Source organism: Sutcliffiella horikoshii, from assembly GCF_019931755.1.
Classification (GTDB): Bacteria; Bacillota; Bacilli; order Bacillales; family Bacillaceae_I; genus Sutcliffiella_A; species Sutcliffiella_A horikoshii_E.
The window spans coordinates 2,160,021-2,177,546 of record NZ_CP082918.1; the positions used below are offsets into that span (position 1 = coordinate 2,160,021).

Genomic DNA, 17,526 nt, shown 5'->3' on the forward strand with positions numbered 1-17,526 from the left:
GCCTGCGTGCGGTCCGTGAGCCTCCTCGGCTGCGCCTGGGCGTCTACGCGCCTTCCACTACAATCAACAAGGTTACTGGAAGTTACGCCATCTTTTAAAGGGTTACTTTTTCTTTGTTGTGGATTTCTGCGTATACTTTTGTAGGGAGGCCCCAGAGTTTGATGAAGCCGACTGCTGCATTATGGTCAAACATATCCCCTTTGGAATAGGTTGCAAGCTCTTCGTTATAAAGGCTGTATGGCGATTGGCGTCCAACTACAGTGTGGTTGCCTTTTTGGAGCTTTACGCGAATTTTACCTGTTACATTGTTTTGAGTTTCTTCAATGAATGCTCCTAGTGCGTTTACTAATGGAGAGTACCAAAGTCCTTCATAAATAACTTTCGCCATTTGTGCATCAATGGATGCTTTAAATTGTGTCACTTCTCTTGGAAGCGTCAAGAACTCAAGTTCTTTGTGTGCTTGGATAAGAATAAGGGCTGCAGGGTTCTCGTATACTTCTCTTGATTTGATTCCTACCAAGCGGTTTTCAATATGATCGATTCTACCGACCCCATGTTTTCCTCCCAGCAGATTTAATTCTTCGATAAGATCAACAAGGCCCATAGGCTTTTCATTTAAAGCCACCGGTATACCTTTCTCAAAGCTAATTTCCACATATTCCGGTTGGTCTGGTGTCAGTTCAATCGGGTTAGTCCAATCAAAAGCTGCTTCTGGTGCTTCATTCCAAGGATTTTCTAGTACCCCTGCTTCGCATGCTCTCCCCCATATATTTGCATCTATAGAGAAAGGGTTATCCAGATTAACTGGAATTGGAATATTATGCTTTGCTGCGTATTCAATTTCTTCATCTCTTGTCATCCCCCATTCACGAACAGGTGCAATGACCTTTAAATTAGGGTTTAGCGCTTGAATGGATACTTCAAAACGTACTTGATCGTTTCCTTTGCCAGTGCAACCATGTGCCACTGCCACCGCTCCCTCTTCCTCTGCGACTTGTACAAGCAGATTTGAAATAAGCGGACGAGACAACGCGGATGATAGCGGGTATTTTCCCTCATACATCGCATTCGATTTTAATGCAGGTACAATATAGTCTTTGGCAAGCATCTCTTTTGCATCAACCATAATAGCTTTGATTGCGCCAACGTCGAGTGCCTTCTGTTTAATTGATTCCAAGTCCTTGCCCTCTCCGACATCAAGACCAAGTGCAATGACATCATAACCATATTTCTCTTGTAACCATTTAACGGAAACGGAAGTATCAAGCCCTCCTGAATAGGCCAAAACCACTTTCTCTTTCTTCATATGAATTCCTCCTTAGGTATAAAAATCTACGTTGTTGTATTTTTATGCATTTTAATGTAAAAAAATTAGTTACTTAGTAAAGCCTTTAGAATGGCTTTTTGTGCATGAAGTCTGTTTTCAGCTTCATCAAAAACAACAGAATGGGTTCCATCAATAATTTCAGCAGTTACCTCTTCCCCGCGGTGTGCAGGCAGGCAGTGCAAAAAGATAAAATCGTCCTTAGCATATTTGCAAAGCTCACTGTTTACTTGATATGGCGCAAATACCTTAAGTCTCTCTTCCGATTCAGCTTCTTGCCCCATGCTGGTCCAGACGTCTGTTACGACTACATCTGCGTCTTTGATCATTTCAACAGGGTACTCTCCGACCTCAATAGAAGAACCTGTTAAGAGAGCTTCCTTCTTCATTGCAGTGAGAATGGACAAATCCGGTTCGAAACCAGCAGGACAAGCGATAGAAATATCCATGCCGACTTTTACTGCACCTTCTATTAAAGAATGAGACATATTATTGTTTGCATCACCTAAGTAACAAACCTTTAAGCCTTTTAACTTCCCTTTATGCTCTTTGATGGTCAAAAGATCTGCCAATACTTGAGCTGGATGATGCGAATCAGTGAGGCCATTGATAATTGGTACGTCCGAGTGACGTGCAAATTCCTCTAATGTTTGATGGTCAAAAGTCCGTATCATCAATCCATCTACATAGCGGGACAGGACTTTTGCTGTATCTGCTGGTGATTCTCCCCGCCCTAATTGTATATCATTTGAGCTTAGGAAAATCGCATGACCACCAAGTTGCAGCATGCCTACTTCAAAGGAAACTCTTGTTCTGGTAGATGACTTTTCAAAGAGCATGGCAAGTACTTTACCTTGTAAATAGGGGTGAGGTATTCCCTCTTTTTGATATTTTTTAAGTTTAATAGCGTCTTCTAATAAAAAATGAATGTCTTCTTGTGAAAAGGATCCAAGTGTCAAAAAATGAGATTGACTTACATGATAGGTCTCCTTGTTCGTTTCCCATTTTAGTACACTTTGCATAAATATTCAACCTCTCTCTTTTTATTTTTTGTATAATCTTTTATAGTTTGATAATTTTGTTGTATCGTATCGTTCAGCATGATTGCTTGTTGAGCGGTTTCTAAACAAGTAAAAGTTCTTATTCCGTTCATGGTGCACAATGCTCTGTAGATGGCTCCATTACGTAACTTTTCTCTTCCAATTGTAGGAATGATGATTGCAGCAGCAAACTTCTCTGTTTTTAATGTGATGTCTATATCCTTTTTGGAAATGGTTTCCACTGATATATTGTTTTCTTTTAAAAATTCAGCAGTACCTTCCGTTGCAATGATAGAAAAACCTTTATTCACAAGTTCCTTCATGAGTGGAAGAGCATTCTTTTTTTCACGATCTGCAATGGAACAAAAAATTATTTTTTCTTCTTGCATAAGAGAGAATGGGCTTTTTTTCCCAAGGAACAATGCTTTACTCATTGCCTCTTCAAATTTCATTCCGAGGCCGATAATTTCTCCCGTAGACTTCATCTCAGGTCCTAGAACATGATCCACGTCCTTTAGTTTAGTATCAGAAAAGACAGGTGCTTTTACCGTCCAAAAACCAGGATCCTCTTTTAGGCCGCTTTGACTGAGTTTCTCCCCCAATTGTGTTCGGATTGAAAGTTCTATCATGGGGACATTCGTAACTTTACTAACAATAGGGACTGTTCGGGATGCCCTTGGGTTAACTTCTAAACAATAGATAATGTCGCCGGAAATGACAAACTGGATATTGGCAATACCGATGATTTGAGCAGCATGACATATTTTCCTTGTGTACTCGATTAGTCGTTCTTTCACTTGTTCTGACAGAGAGATGGAAGGAAGAACGGCAAGGCTGTCACCTGAGTGAATTCCTGCTTTTTCAATGTGTTCAAATATTGCAGGGATATATATTTTTTCTCCATCTGATACTACATCCAGTTCACATTCCAGACCTGGAACATAACGATCGACCAACAAAGGCCATATGGAGTCATTATTTTGGTGTGTTTCGCTGAATTGATTTAATTCTTTTTCATTAAAAAGCGTGTACATGGATTGCCCACCGATCACATAGGATGGACGCACCAATACAGGATAACCGATAGCATGTGCTGCAGCCTGCAATTGACCGTGGTGATCTACCATCATTCCTTCAATATGAGGAATCCCCTCTGATTCCAGTAAAGAATAGAAGTGTGATCTGTCCTCAAGTTTATCAATCGATTCGATGCTCGTTCCTGCGATGGTGACACCTTCCCGTTTTAGGCCTTCTGCAAGGTTGATGGCAGTCTGCCCACCAAATTGAATAAAGACAAGATCAATCTTTTCCTTTTGGATGATTGATAAGATATCTTCAACTGTAATGGGTTCAAAATAAAGTTTATCAGCCACCGAAAAGTCTGTACTGACGGTTTCAGGGTTGTTGTTTACAACGATAGTTTCATAGCCTGCTTTCTTCAGGGCTTTCACAGCATGGACAGAGCAATAGTCAAACTCAATTCCTTGGCCGATACGGATCGGTCCGGAACCTATGATTAGTGCTTTCTTGTTTTGACTGACTTCTACTTCGTCCCCTCCACTATATGTGGAATAATAGTATGGAGTTATAGCCTCAAATTCAGCTGCACACGTATCAACTAATTTATAGGATGGAAAGATTTGATGGTCTTTCATAAGGGAAGTCAATTCTTCAAAACTGCATCCTAGTAAACCACACAATCTGTCATTACTGATATTATGACGTTTAGCTATTTTTAAAGTCTCAAGGGATAATGTCTCCAAGCTGTTATTAGAAAGGTCCTGTTCAAGCAACACCATTTGCTGCAATTTATGAAGAAACCATTTATCAATAGAAGTCATCTCATATATGGTTTCTAATGAAATACCCTCTCTAAAAGCATGCGTGATAGCAAAAAGTCTTAAATGTGTTGGTTCCTTCAGTAAACCCAACCATTGATCCTCCACCATATTCTCCATTTGAGGGTGTGCAATCCCGTTTACTTTCATCTCCAAAGAACGAAGTCCCTTATTTAAGGCTCCTTCAAAGGTACGGTCGATCGCAAGTACCTCACCAGTAGCCTTCATTTGTGTACTTAGAGTTGAATCTGCTTCTGGAAATTTATCAAATGGAAACCTAGGTAACTTTACTACTACATAATCAAGAGCAGGTTCAAAGGAAGCAAAGGTTGATCCTGTTATTGGATTTTTAATTTCGTCCAAGTGGTAACCCACTGCACACTTGGCTGCCATTCGAGCAATCGGATAACCGGTTGCCTTTGATGCAAGAGCGGATGAACGGCTTACACGGGGATTCACCTCGATAATATAGTAATCATCTGACTGAGGATCGATAGCAAACTGGATATTGCATCCTCCGACAATCTTTAAGTTTCTGATAATTTTTAGACTTGCATTTCTTAGTAGTTGATATTGTCTATCTGTTAATGTTTGGGAAGGAGCAACTACGATAGAGTCCCCCGTGTGAACTCCAACTGGATCAAAATTTTCCATGTTGCACACGATGATGCAAGTATCGTTATCATCACGCATTACCTCGTACTCCACTTCTTTCCAACCTTTTATGCTTCTTTCCACTAATACTTGACCTATCGGACTCAGGCTCAACCCTTTTTTTAGTATGGACTCAAATTCTTTATCGTTATATGCAAAGCCCCCACCTTCTCCACCTAAAGTGTATGCGGGTCTGATGATAAGCGGGTAACCGATTTTCTTTACAAATTGAAGGCCTTCTTTTAGAGAATGGACAATTTGTGATTCAGGAACTGGTTCATTTAAATCCATCATCAGTTTACGAAAACGTTCTCTGTCTTCTCCCTGTTGAATGGATTGAACAGATGTTCCAAGTACCAAAACGTTGTGTTTTTTCAAGATGTCTTTGTGCGAAAGTTCTACTATCAAGTTTAAGGCTGTCTGCCCGCCAAGCGTTCCAATAATTCCGTCGGGATGCTCTTTTTCAATTATTTTCTCCAGACTTTCCACAGTTAAAGGTTCCATATAAACGTGATCTGCAATATCTGCATCCGTCATGATTGTAGCAGGATTGTTGTTTACTAGGACCACTTCAATGCCCTCTTCTTTGAGAGCCAGGCAAGCTTGTGTTCCGGCATAGTCAAACTCTGCGGCTTGGCCGATGACGATCGGGCCTGAACCGATAACCAACACTTTTTTTATTGTATTGTTAAATGGCATATGACATTACTCCTGTTTTCTCATGGATGAGTGTTAAAAATTTCTCAAAAATATAATTGGTATCCTGCGGTCCAGGATGTGCTTCCGGGTGAAATTGAACACTTAAAGCAGGAAGTTTTTTATGTTGAAGGCCTTCCACTGTCCCATCGTTAATATTTTTATAAGTGATGGAAAAGATTTCTTGATTAATAGAGTCCTCTTTTACGTTATAGCTGTGATTTTGGGACGTAATATACACTTTCCCTGTTGCAAGATCTTTTACTGGGTGATTGCCGCCTCGATGTCCAAAAAGCAACTTTTCTGTCTTTGCACCAAATGCCATAGCTAATAATTGATGGCCTAGGCAGATCCCAAGCGTTGGAAATTCTTCTGCAATCTTTTTAATTTTTGGTAAGTGACCCTTCAATACTTCTGGATTTCCAGGACCATTGCTTAATAACACACCATCAGGTTGAAGCGTCTCTACTTCTTCCAGGCTTGTGGAATATGGTACAACTGTTACCTGGCAGTTTGCATGAAGCAAAGCTTCTAATATTGATTTTTTATATCCATAATCCAACAGAACGATGTGAGGACCAGGTCCAGGATAGTTTTTCATTATTGGAGTGGACACCAATTCTACCCAATTTTCTGGAATTTTTGTATGTGGGAAGTCTTTTATAGAGTCAGTAATGAACCCTTTCACAGATCCCCGTTTTCGAATGGTTTTAACAAGCTCTCTTGTATCCACATTACTAAGTCCACTGATCCCCATTTTTTCTAAAAGCTCAGGTGCTGCCACTTCAGAAGAATAATGGTTAGGCATATAGCAAGCCTCTCCCATGACCACCCCTTTTGCATAAATATTTTTGGCTTCATAATCTTGTGGGTTAAAGCCATAGTTTCCGATTAGCGGATAACAAAAGACGATAATTTGGCCGGCATAGGATGGATCTGACATGATTTCCTGATAACCTGTCATACTGGTGTTGAAAACCACTTCCCCGATCGCATCGTCTTTACTTCCTATTAAAATACCGGGAAAAACTTCCCCTGTCTCTAAAAGTAAATATCCATTATTCATGTTCTACCTCCATGTATTGCTGTAGTACCTTGGTGAATTTTTGAACGAAAGTGACCACATCTTCTTGTGTGATTGTGAGAGGTGGAAGCAGTCTTACCACGTTTGGACCGGCACTTAACAGTAATAGTTTTTCCTCTAATGCCATTTTGACTATATCAATCGCGTTCCCATTTATCTCCAAACCAATCAACATGCCTTTTCCCCTTTTTTCCTTGATGAAGGAAAAGTCATCTAGTAAACTTTCAAGCTCTGTATGCAGGAGCTGGCTCTGTTCTGCAACATTTTTCAAAAAGCTTTCTTCGCTTATTATGTTTAAAGTTTCAATACCTGCAGTACATGCTAACGGATTCCCGCCAAAGGTACTTCCATGCATACCAGATTTAAAGGCAGCAGCGACCTCTTCTTTAGCGAGCATCGCACCAATCGGAAAACCAGAACCGAGTCCTTTGGCTAGTGTCATGATATCTGGTTCCACATTGTATTGTTCATATAAAAACAAGCTTCCTGTACGACCCATTCCCGTTTGCACTTCATCGACGACAAGTAGAATTTCTTTTTCCTTACATACAGAAGATAGTTCCTTAACCCAGTCAGGATCTGCCGGGACCACTCCGCCCTCTCCTTGAAGAAGTTCTAGCATGACAGCGGTTGGTTCCAGTTCTCTTATTGTTTGGAGAGATTGATAATCGTTATAAGGCAGGTGGATAAACCCTTCTGGCATTGGTTCAAATCCAGACTTGATTTTCTCTTGTCCTGTTGCCGCCACTGTAGCCAAGGTTCTTCCATGAAAGCTTTGCTGAAATGTCACAATGCTTGCATGCTTCTTATGATTGTTATTGGCAAAGGCCCTTACAAGCTTAATAGCGGCCTCGTTTGCCTCTGCACCGCTATTACAGAAAAACACCTGATCAAAGCAGGATTTTTCCACCAGAAGGCGGGCGAGTTCTTCCTGTTTTGGAAGATGATAAAGGTTGGACGTATGCCAAAGATTTGACAGTTGTTGCTCAAGAGCTTTTTGAACTTCAGGGGGACAATGCCCTAGATTGCATGTTGCAATTCCTGATGTGAAATCCAGATAGGCTTCATTCTTATCAGACCAGACATATGCCCCTTTACCTTTTTGGATTGGTAAAGGCAGCCTGCTGTATGTATTCATTATTGGTGAGTAATCAGTAGCAGATTTAGACACTTTTCTTCATAACCTCCTCAAGATAGAATGATGTACCTGCACCTGTATGGTTCAATGCGAAATGGGTTAAGGCATCCTCGGTGGTACCATTGATTATGCCAATTTGACTTACCCCTTTTTTCAAGCATTGAATGGCAGCCTCCACTTTTGGAATCATCCCTCCGGTAATATGTTTATTTTCTATTAGGCTATAAACTTCACTATCTGATAACTTTGACGCCACAGAGTCTCCCACCATCACCCCATCAACATCTGTGATCATGCAAAGCGGCGCACGGAAAGCTGTCGCAACAGCAGCCGCTGCCATATCCGCATTAATGTTGTAATGCTGGCCCTCTGTATCAACAGCAACCGGGGAGATAATTGGTATGATTCCTTGTTGTATGATAGGAAGCAATAATTCTTTATTTACACCCACGATCTCACCAACTAATCCTAGCTCCTCCGCATTGGCATTCGGTTCTGCCAAAAGCAACTTCCCATCCACGCCACTTAAACCCATAGCATTGCCGCCTGCTTTCATGACTTGGCGGACAAGATGCTTGTTCATCGATCCTGACAAGACCATTTCCACTACTTCCAATACAGGTTCTGTCGTTTTTCTTAAACCATTGACGAATGTGGTTTCTACATTTAAGGAGGACAAAATAGTAGAAATGGAAGGTCCTCCACCATGAACTACAATGACCTGGATTTGATGCTTGTTCTTTAATTCCACTAATTCTGTAAAAAATGAAGGGGAAAGCTTGCCGATCGTACTGCCCCCGCATTTTATAACTAGTGACTCCATAACTTCCCCTCCTTTATGTTCGATAGGATGCATTAATCCGTACATAGTCGTATGATAAATCACAGCCCCAAGCGGTAGCATTTTCACTCCCAGCTACAAGATCTACCATAATTTCAATCTTTTCATTTTCCAAATAGCTTTTGGCTTCTTCTTCACAGAAAGAGACCGGCATTCCATCCTCAACAATTAAGATAGGTCCTATCATCACCTTGATTTTTTCTGTGTCGAGGGTGATTCCGCTATATCCAACAGCTGAAACAATTCTTCCCCAGTTTGGGTCTTGACCAAAAACTGCCGTCTTCACCAAGCTTGAGCCGACAATGGTTTTAGCAATTACTTGTGCATCTTCTACAGTTTCAGCACGGTTAACGTGCACTTCAATTAGTTTAGTAGCCCCTTCCCCGTCTCTTGCTATCTGTTGAGAAAGCGATTTGCAAACTGTATGGAGCCCTTGCTTGAAAAGAGTATATTCATCGTCATTTTCTTTCCATTGTTTATTTCCTGCCATCCCATTTGCCAGGACGAGAACCATGTCATTGGTACTTGTGTCTCCATCAACGGTAATCATATTAAAGGTTTCTTTCGTTACTTCGCTTAAAGCTTGTTGTAATAATTCATGATCGATATTAATGTCGGTGGTGACAAAACCAAGCATGGTTGCCATATTCGGATGAACCATCCCAGATCCCTTTGCAGCTCCAGCTATCGTGTACACCTTATCTCCTGATTTCAACTGCAGACAAACATGCTTTGTAAACGTGTCGGTAGTAAGAATCGCTTCTTCAAAAGACAGGGCTGCGTCAGATGTTTTTAGTGCTGATATCGATTCCACCCCTGTTATTATTTTGCTTATTGGCAGTTGCTCTCCTATGACTCCTGTGGAGATGACTGCGACATCCTCTTTGTTTAAGCAGGCTTTTTCTGCAAACACTTCCCTCATTTTATAAGCGTTTTTTAAGCCCTCGTGTCCTGTACATGAGTTAGCATTACCTGAGTTCACGATGACACCTTGGAGGGTTCCGTTAGTATTTATGCTCTCTTTGGAAACTTTAAGTGGCGGTGCTTGAAATAAATTGGTTGTGTAAACTGCTGCTGCCGTTGCAGGTGTTTCACTGTAGATCCATCCTAGATCTTTTCGTTTTCGTTTAATTCCACAATGCAGTCCACCGGCGGAAAAGCCTTTAGGGGTACAGATATTTCCATCTTGTACAGCAACCCATGTCTCTTTTTTCGCTAAAACTTCCACTTTCATGTCTTCACCTCTTTTTTATGGATAGACAGGTGTTATATTTAGTCCAGTTTGTTCGTCCCACCCGTTCATTATGTTCATATTTTGTACTGCCTGGCCTGATGCGCCTTTCATTACATTGTCGATAACAGAAACGATCATTATTCTGTTGGTTCGTTCGTCAACTGTTATACCGAGATCACAAAAGTTGGAACTATATACCTCTTTGGTGGCTGGCAAGTGATTCTCCTGTCTGACTCGAACAAAGTACTCTTTTTGATAGAACTCATTGTAGAGTCCTATTGCTTCTTTTGTACTTATTGTTTGCTTCATATCACAATAAATCGTGCACAAGATCCCTCTAGACATTGGGACTAGATGCGGAGTAAATGTGATAGTGGCATCCATGCCGGAAAATGATTGGATTACTTGTTCCATTTCCGGGATATGTTGATGGTTTCCTAGTTTATAAGCTTTGACATTTTCATTCACTTCACAGTAATGAGTGGACATGCTAGCTTTTCTACCTGCACCTGTTACACCAGATTTTCCATCGATAATGATGCTGTTTAGATGGATCAAATTGGTCTTCAATAGTGGTGCAAGACCAAGCAATGTAGCAGTGGGATAACAACCAGGGTTTGCTATTAAAGATGCATGTTTAATTTCTTCCCTGAAAAGTTCCGACAGCCCATATGTAGAGTTTTGTAATATGTTATCAGGGGCTGGTGAATATTTATACCATTTGTCGTATAAATTAGAATCTTTCAAGCGATGATCGCCAGAAAGGTCAATACATGGAATCCCTTCTTCTACAAACCTATGAATCATGTTTTTAGCGACTCCGGACGGGGTAGCAAAAAAGAATATGTCAGCACTTTCCATCAAATCATCTATATTCACTTCTTCTAATCTATTATCTGTAATCCCCATTAAATGGGGATATTGTTCAGAAATCAGTGTTCCGCTTGTTGAGTGGGAGCCAAGAAAGCTTATTTCTACTTCCGAATGCTGCTTTAAGATTCTTATAAGTTCTGCACCGCTATACCCGTTCGCTCCGATAATTCCAACCTTCAAAATCTTCATCCTCTCCATGGGTTTATAATATGAATTATTATAACTACGTATGTATAAAAATACAACATGTTTTTTAAAAATAAAAAAGATGACCTTGAGAGGATAGTTTCTCAAGGTCATCTTCTTAAATATTATTCTCCCAAGGCGGCAATCGTTTTTGCCAGAAGTTCCGTCCGTTCTGTTAGAGAAGGAATTTCTAAGTACTCTTCTTCGCTGTGGGCATTCCCGCCAACCGGCCCCATTCCATCTACGGTGGCAATTCCCATCGCAGCAGTAAAGGAAGCATCCGATCCACCGCCTGTAGCCGTGTCTTTTACCACTACTCCTATCTGTTTGCCAACTTTCTCAATGACATGTAACAATGATTCTGTGCGTGCTGTCTTTTCCATAGGAAGCCTATTCATTTCGCCAACCAGCTCGACCTCTGTACCTTTGACATCTGTTGATGCACAGATTTTTTCCAATTTCCGTTCAATAGGGATGGCCTGTTCTCGTTCTGTGATTCGGATGTCTACATGGGCAACAGCACTATCAGAAACAGTATTAACAGATGATCCTCCCTCAATCAAGCCTACATTGACACTGATTCCCTTAGAATGATCATTGAGTGCGTGTAGCTGTATTACTTTATGAGCGAGCTCTTCAATCGCACTTCTTCCTTTTTCCGGCTCAATTCCGGAATGTGCTGCCCGCCCGCGTACATTTATCGTATATTTCCCTTTTCCTCTTCTTGCCGTGACAAGTGAACCGTCTTTTCTGGCAGGTTCCATGATAAGCGCATATTTTTTATCCTTTGCTTTGCTCTCTATAAGCGATTTGGAAGACGGAGAACCAATCTCCTCATCACTGTTCAATACAAGAACAACATCCTGATAAGCTTTAGAATGGGCGTGAATTAATGCTTTCATTGCATAGAGTATGGAAACTTGGCTGGCTTTCATATCAATGACACCAGGTCCATATGCCCTCCCACCTTCTACTTTAAACGGTCTACTTTGTACGGTACCATTAGGGAATACCGTATCCATATGTGCCACTATTATTATTTTTGGCTCTTTTGCTAACGGATGCTGGATGACTAAATGATTTCCATACTTTTCTTCTTCTAACACTTGTACCGAAAATCCGATAGACCTATACTCCTTTGATAAAATAGATCCAATCTGATCTATTCCCTCTTTAGAGGTCGATCCACTATCAATATTGACCAGTTTCTCCAACAACTCTAGCATATTAGTTTGGTTATTTTGTAAATACTCTTTCATCTTACTCTCTCCTGACATAATAGACGCATAAACCTTGTTCTTCTATATACATATATTTATTTACCTATTCCATTATACCTTTTCTACTTATTAAGTCCTATATTTCCTTTATTCTACCTATTCGAAGAGTTCAAACCTTTTTTTAATAAAAAAACATTTTTTATCTGAATAAACAATCTATTATGTTTTCCCGCTAATCTATGTTATAGTAATTATGCGATGAGCTGAATTGTGTAAGTCGACGGACGCGCTCTTTGAGCAAGGCATGAATGTGGTCATGCTGTCCCTCGCCTCAATACGCAGGAAGGCACCTTTATAGGTGCCTTCTTTTTTTGCTACTTTTTCGCCATTTCTGCTATACTGTCTACATCTATTAGAGAAAGAAGGAATTATTTTGATACGTTTTGGTGTCATCGGAACCAACTGGATAACAGAATCATTTATTAATGCAGCTCTAGAGTCAGAAGATTTTCGCTTAACTGCTGTCTATTCCCGAAAAGAAGAAACAGCAAAGGAATTCGGGAATAAATTTAATGTATCTACCACATATACTGATTTGAATGATTTTACAAAAAGCAAGGAATTTGATGCAGTTTATATAGCCAGCCCTAACTCTTTACATGCAAAGCAAGCAATCGCATGCATGGATCAAGGTAAACATGTAATCTGCGAAAAACCGATAGCATCCAATACAAGAGAATTATCTGAAATGATAGCTGCGGCAAAAAGAAATAACGTCGTTCTGATGGAGGCAATGAAAAGCACTCTCCTTCCTAACTTCTTGGCAGTTAAAGAAAACCTGCATAAAATAGGGAAAATCAGGCGTTATGTTGCTAGTTATTGTCAGTACTCCTCCCGCTATGATAAGTACAAAGAAGGAACAGTACTTAATGCCTTTAAACCTGAGTTTTCCAATGGTTCCTTAATGGACATAGGGATATATACAATTTACCCAATGGTGGCATTGTTTGGGAAACCGAAAGCTTTGCATGCCATGGCCCATATGTTGGAATCAGGAGTGGATGGACAAGGGAGCATCTTGTTCCAGTATGATGGAATGGATGCCTCTGTCGCCTACTCCAAGATAGCGAACTCCTACCTTCCTTCCGAAATACAAGGAGAAGAAGGAACGATCATTTTAGATACCATCCATACGCCGGAGAAGGTTCTAATTAGGTTTAAAGACGGGACAGAGGAAGATATAACGGTCCCTCAAAAGAGTAAATCAATGTTTTATGAGGCTGAAGAATTTATTCGACTTATTAAATCTGGTGAGAAGGAATCTTCTATTAATTCTCTTAGTGCTTCCCTGCAAACCATGGAGCTAATAGAAGAAGCCCGCTCACAAATAGGTCTTGTCTACCCGGCGGACAAAAGATAACCTATACTCCTGAAAGAATCGCCTGTTGCACACGGGCGGTTCTTTTTTATTTAGTTTCTTCATTTACCATTTGACTTAAGGGGGCAAACAATGATGACCTCTTGAGTTCTTTTTTCGTGCTAGAGCGGTCTTCATTGCTCGGATGAAGACTTCTCTCGTTCTTTTTTCGCGCTAGAGAGGTCCTCATTGCTCGGATGAAGACTTCTCTCGTTCCTTTTTCATGCTAGAGAGGTCCTCAAAGGGCTGATGAGGACCTCAGTGGAGCGGCATCGAAGGAAGAGAGGTCTTCATAATTACCACAACGATACTCAATGGATAAAATTAGAATTTTCAAACAAAAATCCTACCTTTTCCACTCTACTATTGGTATAGTAAGAAGTACAAAGAATAAAGGAGTGTGCCATGATATATAAAGCTCGAACTATACCTCGCGAGTTAGAAGTTTATCAATTACTTAATTCTCGCAAAAATCTACTCGAAAATGAGAGGAAGCACCTTTATGCCCTTCAAAAAGGTTACGAAGGAGAATTGCTATTTGATACCTTGACTTATTCAGTTATGAAAGCCGAATGTCTCATTCTCAACGACTTACTTCTTCCCCATAACAAAAACACTTTTCAAATTGACTCACTGATCATTGTCCCAGAGACCATTTACATAATTGAAGTGAAAAATTTCGAAGGGGATTATTTTTATGAACAAGACCGCCTATATACAAGAGTTCCTCCACATTCTGAAGTAACCAACCCGCTTATTCAACTTAATAGAAGTGAGTCCTTGTTCAGACAACTGTTACAACAGCTCGGTAATAATATGACTATTCAATCTTACCTAGTGTTTGTAAACCCCGAATTCACGCTATATCAAGCACCCATTAACAAGCAAATCGTGTACCCAGGTCAGATTAATAGATTCCTAAAAAGCATTCTCCCTATCTCTTCAAGATTAGATAATAACCACTACGTTCTTGCTGACAAACTTAAGTCCCTTCATAATCCTAAAGCTCCATTCTATTTTCCACCTTCTTATCAATATGATGAGCTACGAAAAGGTATCCCTTGCTCGTATTGTGACTCGTTAGAATTTACTACTAAGGGTCCTTACTGTTATTGTTTGGTTTGCTCGAAAAAAGAAACGATGGAAAAACGTATTCTACGAATTGTTCATCATTTTACTATGCTGTTTCCTGAGATAAAAATTACTACAAATGCGATTTTTGACTGGGGTAGTGGGAAAATTTCAAAGCGGGTGATTAGGCGAGTGCTTCAAAAGCATTTGAATACTAAAGGTGTACATCAGTGGAGTTATTATGAGTTTTGATGATGTGTGATAATAATAGATTTTTAGAATAGTAAGCGAGGGTGGAGAGTAGTCCATCTTCGCTTTTTTAAGTGGTAAAACACTACTTTATTAAATTTACAATTAGAGATGAAGACCTCAGTGAAGTCGAAGTCAGGGAAGAGAAGTCTTCATAGCACGGATGATGACTTCTCTCGTTCTTTTTTTATGCTAGAAAGGTCCTCATTGCGAGGATGAAGACTTCTCCTGTTCCTTTTTCTTGCTAGAGAGGTCCTCATTGCAAGGATGATGACTTCTCTCGTTCTTTTTTTATGCTAGAAAGGTCCTCATTGCAAGGTTGAAGACTTCTCTCGTTCCTTCTTCGTGCTAGAGAGGTCCTCATTGCAAGGATGAACTGCCCCCTGTTCCCTTATCATGAAAGAGAGGTCCTCATCTCACAATTGAAGACCTCTTCTCTCCGTTTTCCCCCCTAGAGAGGTCCTCATCCCACACTATGAACTTCTTCCCTTCACCAGGACCAGGTGCCAATCAAAAACTATCGTTTATTGCATAATTCCCATAGACTCTACGCCTATTTTGCTAAATCTAGTAAAAATGGACGTTTGCTAGAGGACAGGCGTCCACTCTCTTCTCTCGTAAATACATAGTATGTGGTAGATAAGAAAAAGGGGGTGTAAGAATGGCAGATAGCAAAGATATGCAACGAGAGATTTCAAAACTCACCCAGGCAACAACAAACATGATGCTTCAAAATGTTTTAAAGAAACACAATGTGAAACTAAGTGGAGATAACTTCTCCAAAGAGCAAAAAGCGCAACTTAAGAAATTGGTTGCAGACATCCAGGATTCTTTCGGGAAAATGGAAAAACTTCAAAAAGAAGAAAAATAAAAATTTTAAAATGGGGGATTTAAATAATGAGTAAAGATTGGTTATTCGGTGGAAGAAGCTGTGGCTATGATCACGGCTGTGGAAATAATGGTGAATGGAATGCTTTAGCAGCAGGAAGCAGACATCCACTTGACAATGATGGTGTAGCTCAAGAAGCTGACCAAGTAAACAAAATGATTCAAAAATCTTATGAGCAAATTGTTATTAAGGATTCTTGCGATATTGAAGTAACAACTACTGACACAAAAATTGCCGTATCACTACAAGCAGCAATCCAAGCAGCTATCGCTCTAGTTATCAGCGTAAGTATCGCAGACAGTAACAAAGCAGAGCAAGTAATCCAAGAATTGCTTCAAAGCTCCAAATCTGTACAAGTAAATCACCAACAAACGTATATTCAAAACTCTCGTGGTGTAAGAGTAACAACTACTGACACTGACCTAGTACTAAACATTCAGCTACTTCTTCAATTATTGATTGCACTTGTTGTAGCTGTAGACATCTTATAATCTTGCTGAAGACTTGCCCGCTTCAGCCAAAGTTTTCAAAAAAAACACCTGCCATGTAACACTCCTTCTTATCTAAAGTGCCGGAAAAAAACACCTGCAATTCCTGCCAAAGCATATCATAGCCTCCTTGCTATACCCATCTTACACCACACCTACAAATAGTTCGGAAAAATGAAGACCAGAAAGTTGGTCTTCTTTTTATTGTTTGCTGGAATGACAAATCTAGTCTTTTGCCTAGTTTTCTTAAAAACACGCGCAAATCCATGGCTCTCTCATAAGATAGTGTAGTTAAATAACCTATTTTTAAAAAAGGAGTTAAGTTATGACAGAAAAAAATAACAACCTGCTTCCCACCCCTAAATTATACCATCAGACGAAATCAATCACGTCCAACCAGCAGGAATATCGAAAGAACTATTTAACAGATATATTAAAGCAACAGGAAGAAACGAATTTGACTGTTTCTAGAACAGTTAACAAGATTAATGAAAATTTACAACATAGTATGTCTACCCAGGATAAGAATCATCAACTTTTACTGGATAAATTATACTCCCAGGAAAAATCTCAACAAGATTTATCGGAAATGATAGCCACTCAAGACTTTAATGTACGGCAAGTATCTGACAAAGTACTTGTGCACGAAAAATATCATGAGGATCTTACACTAAAACTAAATGATCAGGATAAAAATTATGCGCAACTCCTAGAACTATTAAAAGTTCAGTCATTGTTAAGTGAAGAACTTCAAGAGAATATCGCATCACATGAAGAAAGCAGTAAGAAGGTAGAGCAAAGACTGGATAAATTGGAAGTTTCACTGGAAGAAGAAAAGCTATTGAGTCAGGCTACGATAGATCAGTTGGCATATCAAGAGAATCTGACCCGAGGCATCCACACCAAGTTAGAAAAATATGAGGAATTGTATGAAGACATTCAATCAAAATTACATGATCAGGAACATTTTTACCAAGAGATAAATAATAAATTACAGGTTCAAGAAATGTTTCACAAGTCGGTAATGGAGCGAATGGACAGTCAAGATATTGCCACCCAGAAAATTGCCGATCAGCTTAACTCCTTGAGACAAACACTAGTGGATAAATTGGAGACAGCTATTTCTTCCATTGATAGTAAATATAAGCAAACACTCCACTATTTGAGTGGAAGTATGATCGGGTTAAAAGAAAGAATTATTCAAAAGGCTCCGGTTGAAAATGAAAACAATGAAGTGAAAAAAGTAGAAGTGACACAAGAGTAGTCTTCGGGCTGCTCTTTTTT

General features: G+C 39.9%; 14 protein-coding genes. 5 read left to right on the plus strand and 9 right to left on the minus strand.

Annotated features, from left to right (window positions below; translation table 11 throughout):
• Window positions 1-94: 94 nt before the first annotated feature.
• The 9 genes from K7887_RS10980 to K7887_RS11020 form a co-directional block, all read right to left on the minus strand.
• Complete coding sequence (locus K7887_RS10980) at window positions 95-1,306, minus strand: argininosuccinate synthase (protein WP_223489161.1); 1,212 nt, start codon at window positions 1,304-1,306, stop codon at window positions 95-97.
• A 65-nt stretch (window positions 1,307-1,371) separates the two neighbouring features.
• Window positions 1,372-2,346 (minus strand): ornithine carbamoyltransferase, encoded by a 975-nt coding sequence (gene argF / locus K7887_RS10985; RefSeq protein WP_223489163.1) that lies wholly within the window; start codon window positions 2,344-2,346, stop codon window positions 1,372-1,374.
• Entirely contained in the window at window positions 2,331-5,555 is a 3,225-nt protein-coding gene (carB, locus tag K7887_RS10990) for a carbamoyl-phosphate synthase (glutamine-hydrolyzing) large subunit (RefSeq protein WP_223489165.1), read from the minus strand. The genes argF and carB overlap by 16 nt, the downstream gene beginning before the upstream one ends.
• Window positions 5,545-6,618, minus strand: a complete 1,074-nt coding sequence (locus tag K7887_RS10995) for a carbamoyl phosphate synthase small subunit (RefSeq protein ID WP_223489167.1) — start codon at window positions 6,616-6,618, stop codon at window positions 5,545-5,547. The genes carB and K7887_RS10995 overlap by 11 nt, the downstream gene beginning before the upstream one ends.
• Window positions 6,611-7,774 (minus strand): acetylornithine transaminase, encoded by a 1,164-nt coding sequence (locus tag K7887_RS11000; RefSeq protein ID WP_399209694.1) that lies wholly within the window; start codon window positions 7,772-7,774, stop codon window positions 6,611-6,613. The genes K7887_RS10995 and K7887_RS11000 overlap by 8 nt, the downstream gene beginning before the upstream one ends.
• A gap of 25 nt (window positions 7,775-7,799) precedes the next feature.
• Window positions 7,800-8,597 carry an acetylglutamate kinase gene (gene argB, locus K7887_RS11005; protein WP_223489170.1) on the minus strand — a complete coding sequence of 266 codons (798 nt, stop codon included), beginning with the start codon at window positions 8,595-8,597 and terminating at the stop codon, window positions 7,800-7,802.
• 13 nt (window positions 8,598-8,610) lie between these two features.
• Entirely contained in the window at window positions 8,611-9,849 is a 1,239-nt protein-coding gene (gene argJ / locus K7887_RS11010; RefSeq protein ID WP_223489172.1) for a bifunctional ornithine acetyltransferase/N-acetylglutamate synthase, read from the minus strand.
• Window positions 9,850-9,864: 15 nt separating this feature from the next.
• Window positions 9,865-10,902, minus strand: coding sequence for an N-acetyl-gamma-glutamyl-phosphate reductase (argC, locus tag K7887_RS11015; protein WP_223489174.1), 1,038 nt, complete (start codon window positions 10,900-10,902; stop codon window positions 9,865-9,867).
• 131 nt (window positions 10,903-11,033) lie between these two features.
• On the minus strand, window positions 11,034-12,167 hold the full coding sequence (locus K7887_RS11020; protein ID WP_223489175.1) for a M20 family metallopeptidase: 1,134 nt from the start codon (window positions 12,165-12,167) through the stop codon (window positions 11,034-11,036).
• A 394-nt stretch (window positions 12,168-12,561) separates the two neighbouring features.
• On the opposite strand from K7887_RS11020, the gene K7887_RS11025 reads away from it, so the two are divergent.
• The 5 genes from K7887_RS11025 (at window position 12,562) to K7887_RS11045 (ending at window position 17,506) form a co-directional block, all read left to right on the plus strand.
• Window positions 12,562-13,548, plus strand: a complete 987-nt coding sequence (locus tag K7887_RS11025) for a Gfo/Idh/MocA family protein (RefSeq protein ID WP_223489176.1) — start codon at window positions 12,562-12,564, stop codon at window positions 13,546-13,548.
• Window positions 13,549-13,950: 402 nt separating this feature from the next.
• A complete protein-coding gene (locus K7887_RS11030; RefSeq protein ID WP_223489177.1) occupies window positions 13,951-14,868 on the plus strand; it encodes a nuclease-related domain-containing protein in 918 nt (305 codons plus the stop codon).
• A gap of 658 nt (window positions 14,869-15,526) precedes the next feature.
• Window positions 15,527-15,736, plus strand: a complete 210-nt coding sequence (locus K7887_RS11035; RefSeq protein WP_223489179.1) for a hypothetical protein — start codon at window positions 15,527-15,529, stop codon at window positions 15,734-15,736.
• A 26-nt stretch (window positions 15,737-15,762) separates the two neighbouring features.
• Window positions 15,763-16,245, plus strand: a complete 483-nt coding sequence (locus K7887_RS11040) for a spore coat protein (protein WP_223489181.1) — start codon at window positions 15,763-15,765, stop codon at window positions 16,243-16,245.
• Window positions 16,246-16,567: 322 nt separating this feature from the next.
• Complete coding sequence (locus K7887_RS11045; protein ID WP_223489183.1) at window positions 16,568-17,506, plus strand: coiled-coil domain-containing protein; 939 nt, start codon at window positions 16,568-16,570, stop codon at window positions 17,504-17,506.
• Window positions 17,507-17,526: the final 20 nt, after the last annotated feature.

Coding starts and splice junctions, on each gene's coding strand:
- K7887_RS10980 (WP_223489161.1), bottom strand. CDS start 1,306: ATGAAGAAAGAGAAAGTGGTTTTGGCCTATTCAGGAGGGCTTGATACT.
- argF (WP_223489163.1), bottom strand. CDS start 2,346: ATGCAAAGTGTACTAAAATGGGAAACGAACAAGGAGACCTATCATGTA.
- carB (WP_223489165.1), bottom strand. CDS start 5,555: ATGCCATTTAACAATACAATAAAAAAAGTGTTGGTTATCGGTTCAGGC.
- K7887_RS10995 (WP_223489167.1), bottom strand. CDS start 6,618: ATGAATAATGGATATTTACTTTTAGAGACAGGGGAAGTTTTTCCCGGT.
- K7887_RS11000 (WP_399209694.1), bottom strand. CDS start 7,774: ATGAATACATACAGCAGGCTGCCTTTACCAATCCAAAAAGGTAAAGGG.
- argB (WP_223489170.1), bottom strand. CDS start 8,597: ATGGAGTCACTAGTTATAAAATGCGGGGGCAGTACGATCGGCAAGCTT.
- argJ (WP_223489172.1), bottom strand. CDS start 9,849: ATGAAAGTGGAAGTTTTAGCGAAAAAAGAGACATGGGTTGCTGTACAA.
- K7887_RS11020 (WP_223489175.1), bottom strand. CDS start 12,167: ATGAAAGAGTATTTACAAAATAACCAAACTAATATGCTAGAGTTGTTG.
- K7887_RS11030 (WP_223489177.1), top strand. CDS start 13,951: ATGATATATAAAGCTCGAACTATACCTCGCGAGTTAGAAGTTTATCAA.
- K7887_RS11035 (WP_223489179.1), top strand. CDS start 15,527: ATGGCAGATAGCAAAGATATGCAACGAGAGATTTCAAAACTCACCCAG.
- K7887_RS11040 (WP_223489181.1), top strand. CDS start 15,763: ATGAGTAAAGATTGGTTATTCGGTGGAAGAAGCTGTGGCTATGATCAC.
- K7887_RS11045 (WP_223489183.1), top strand. CDS start 16,568: ATGACAGAAAAAAATAACAACCTGCTTCCCACCCCTAAATTATACCAT.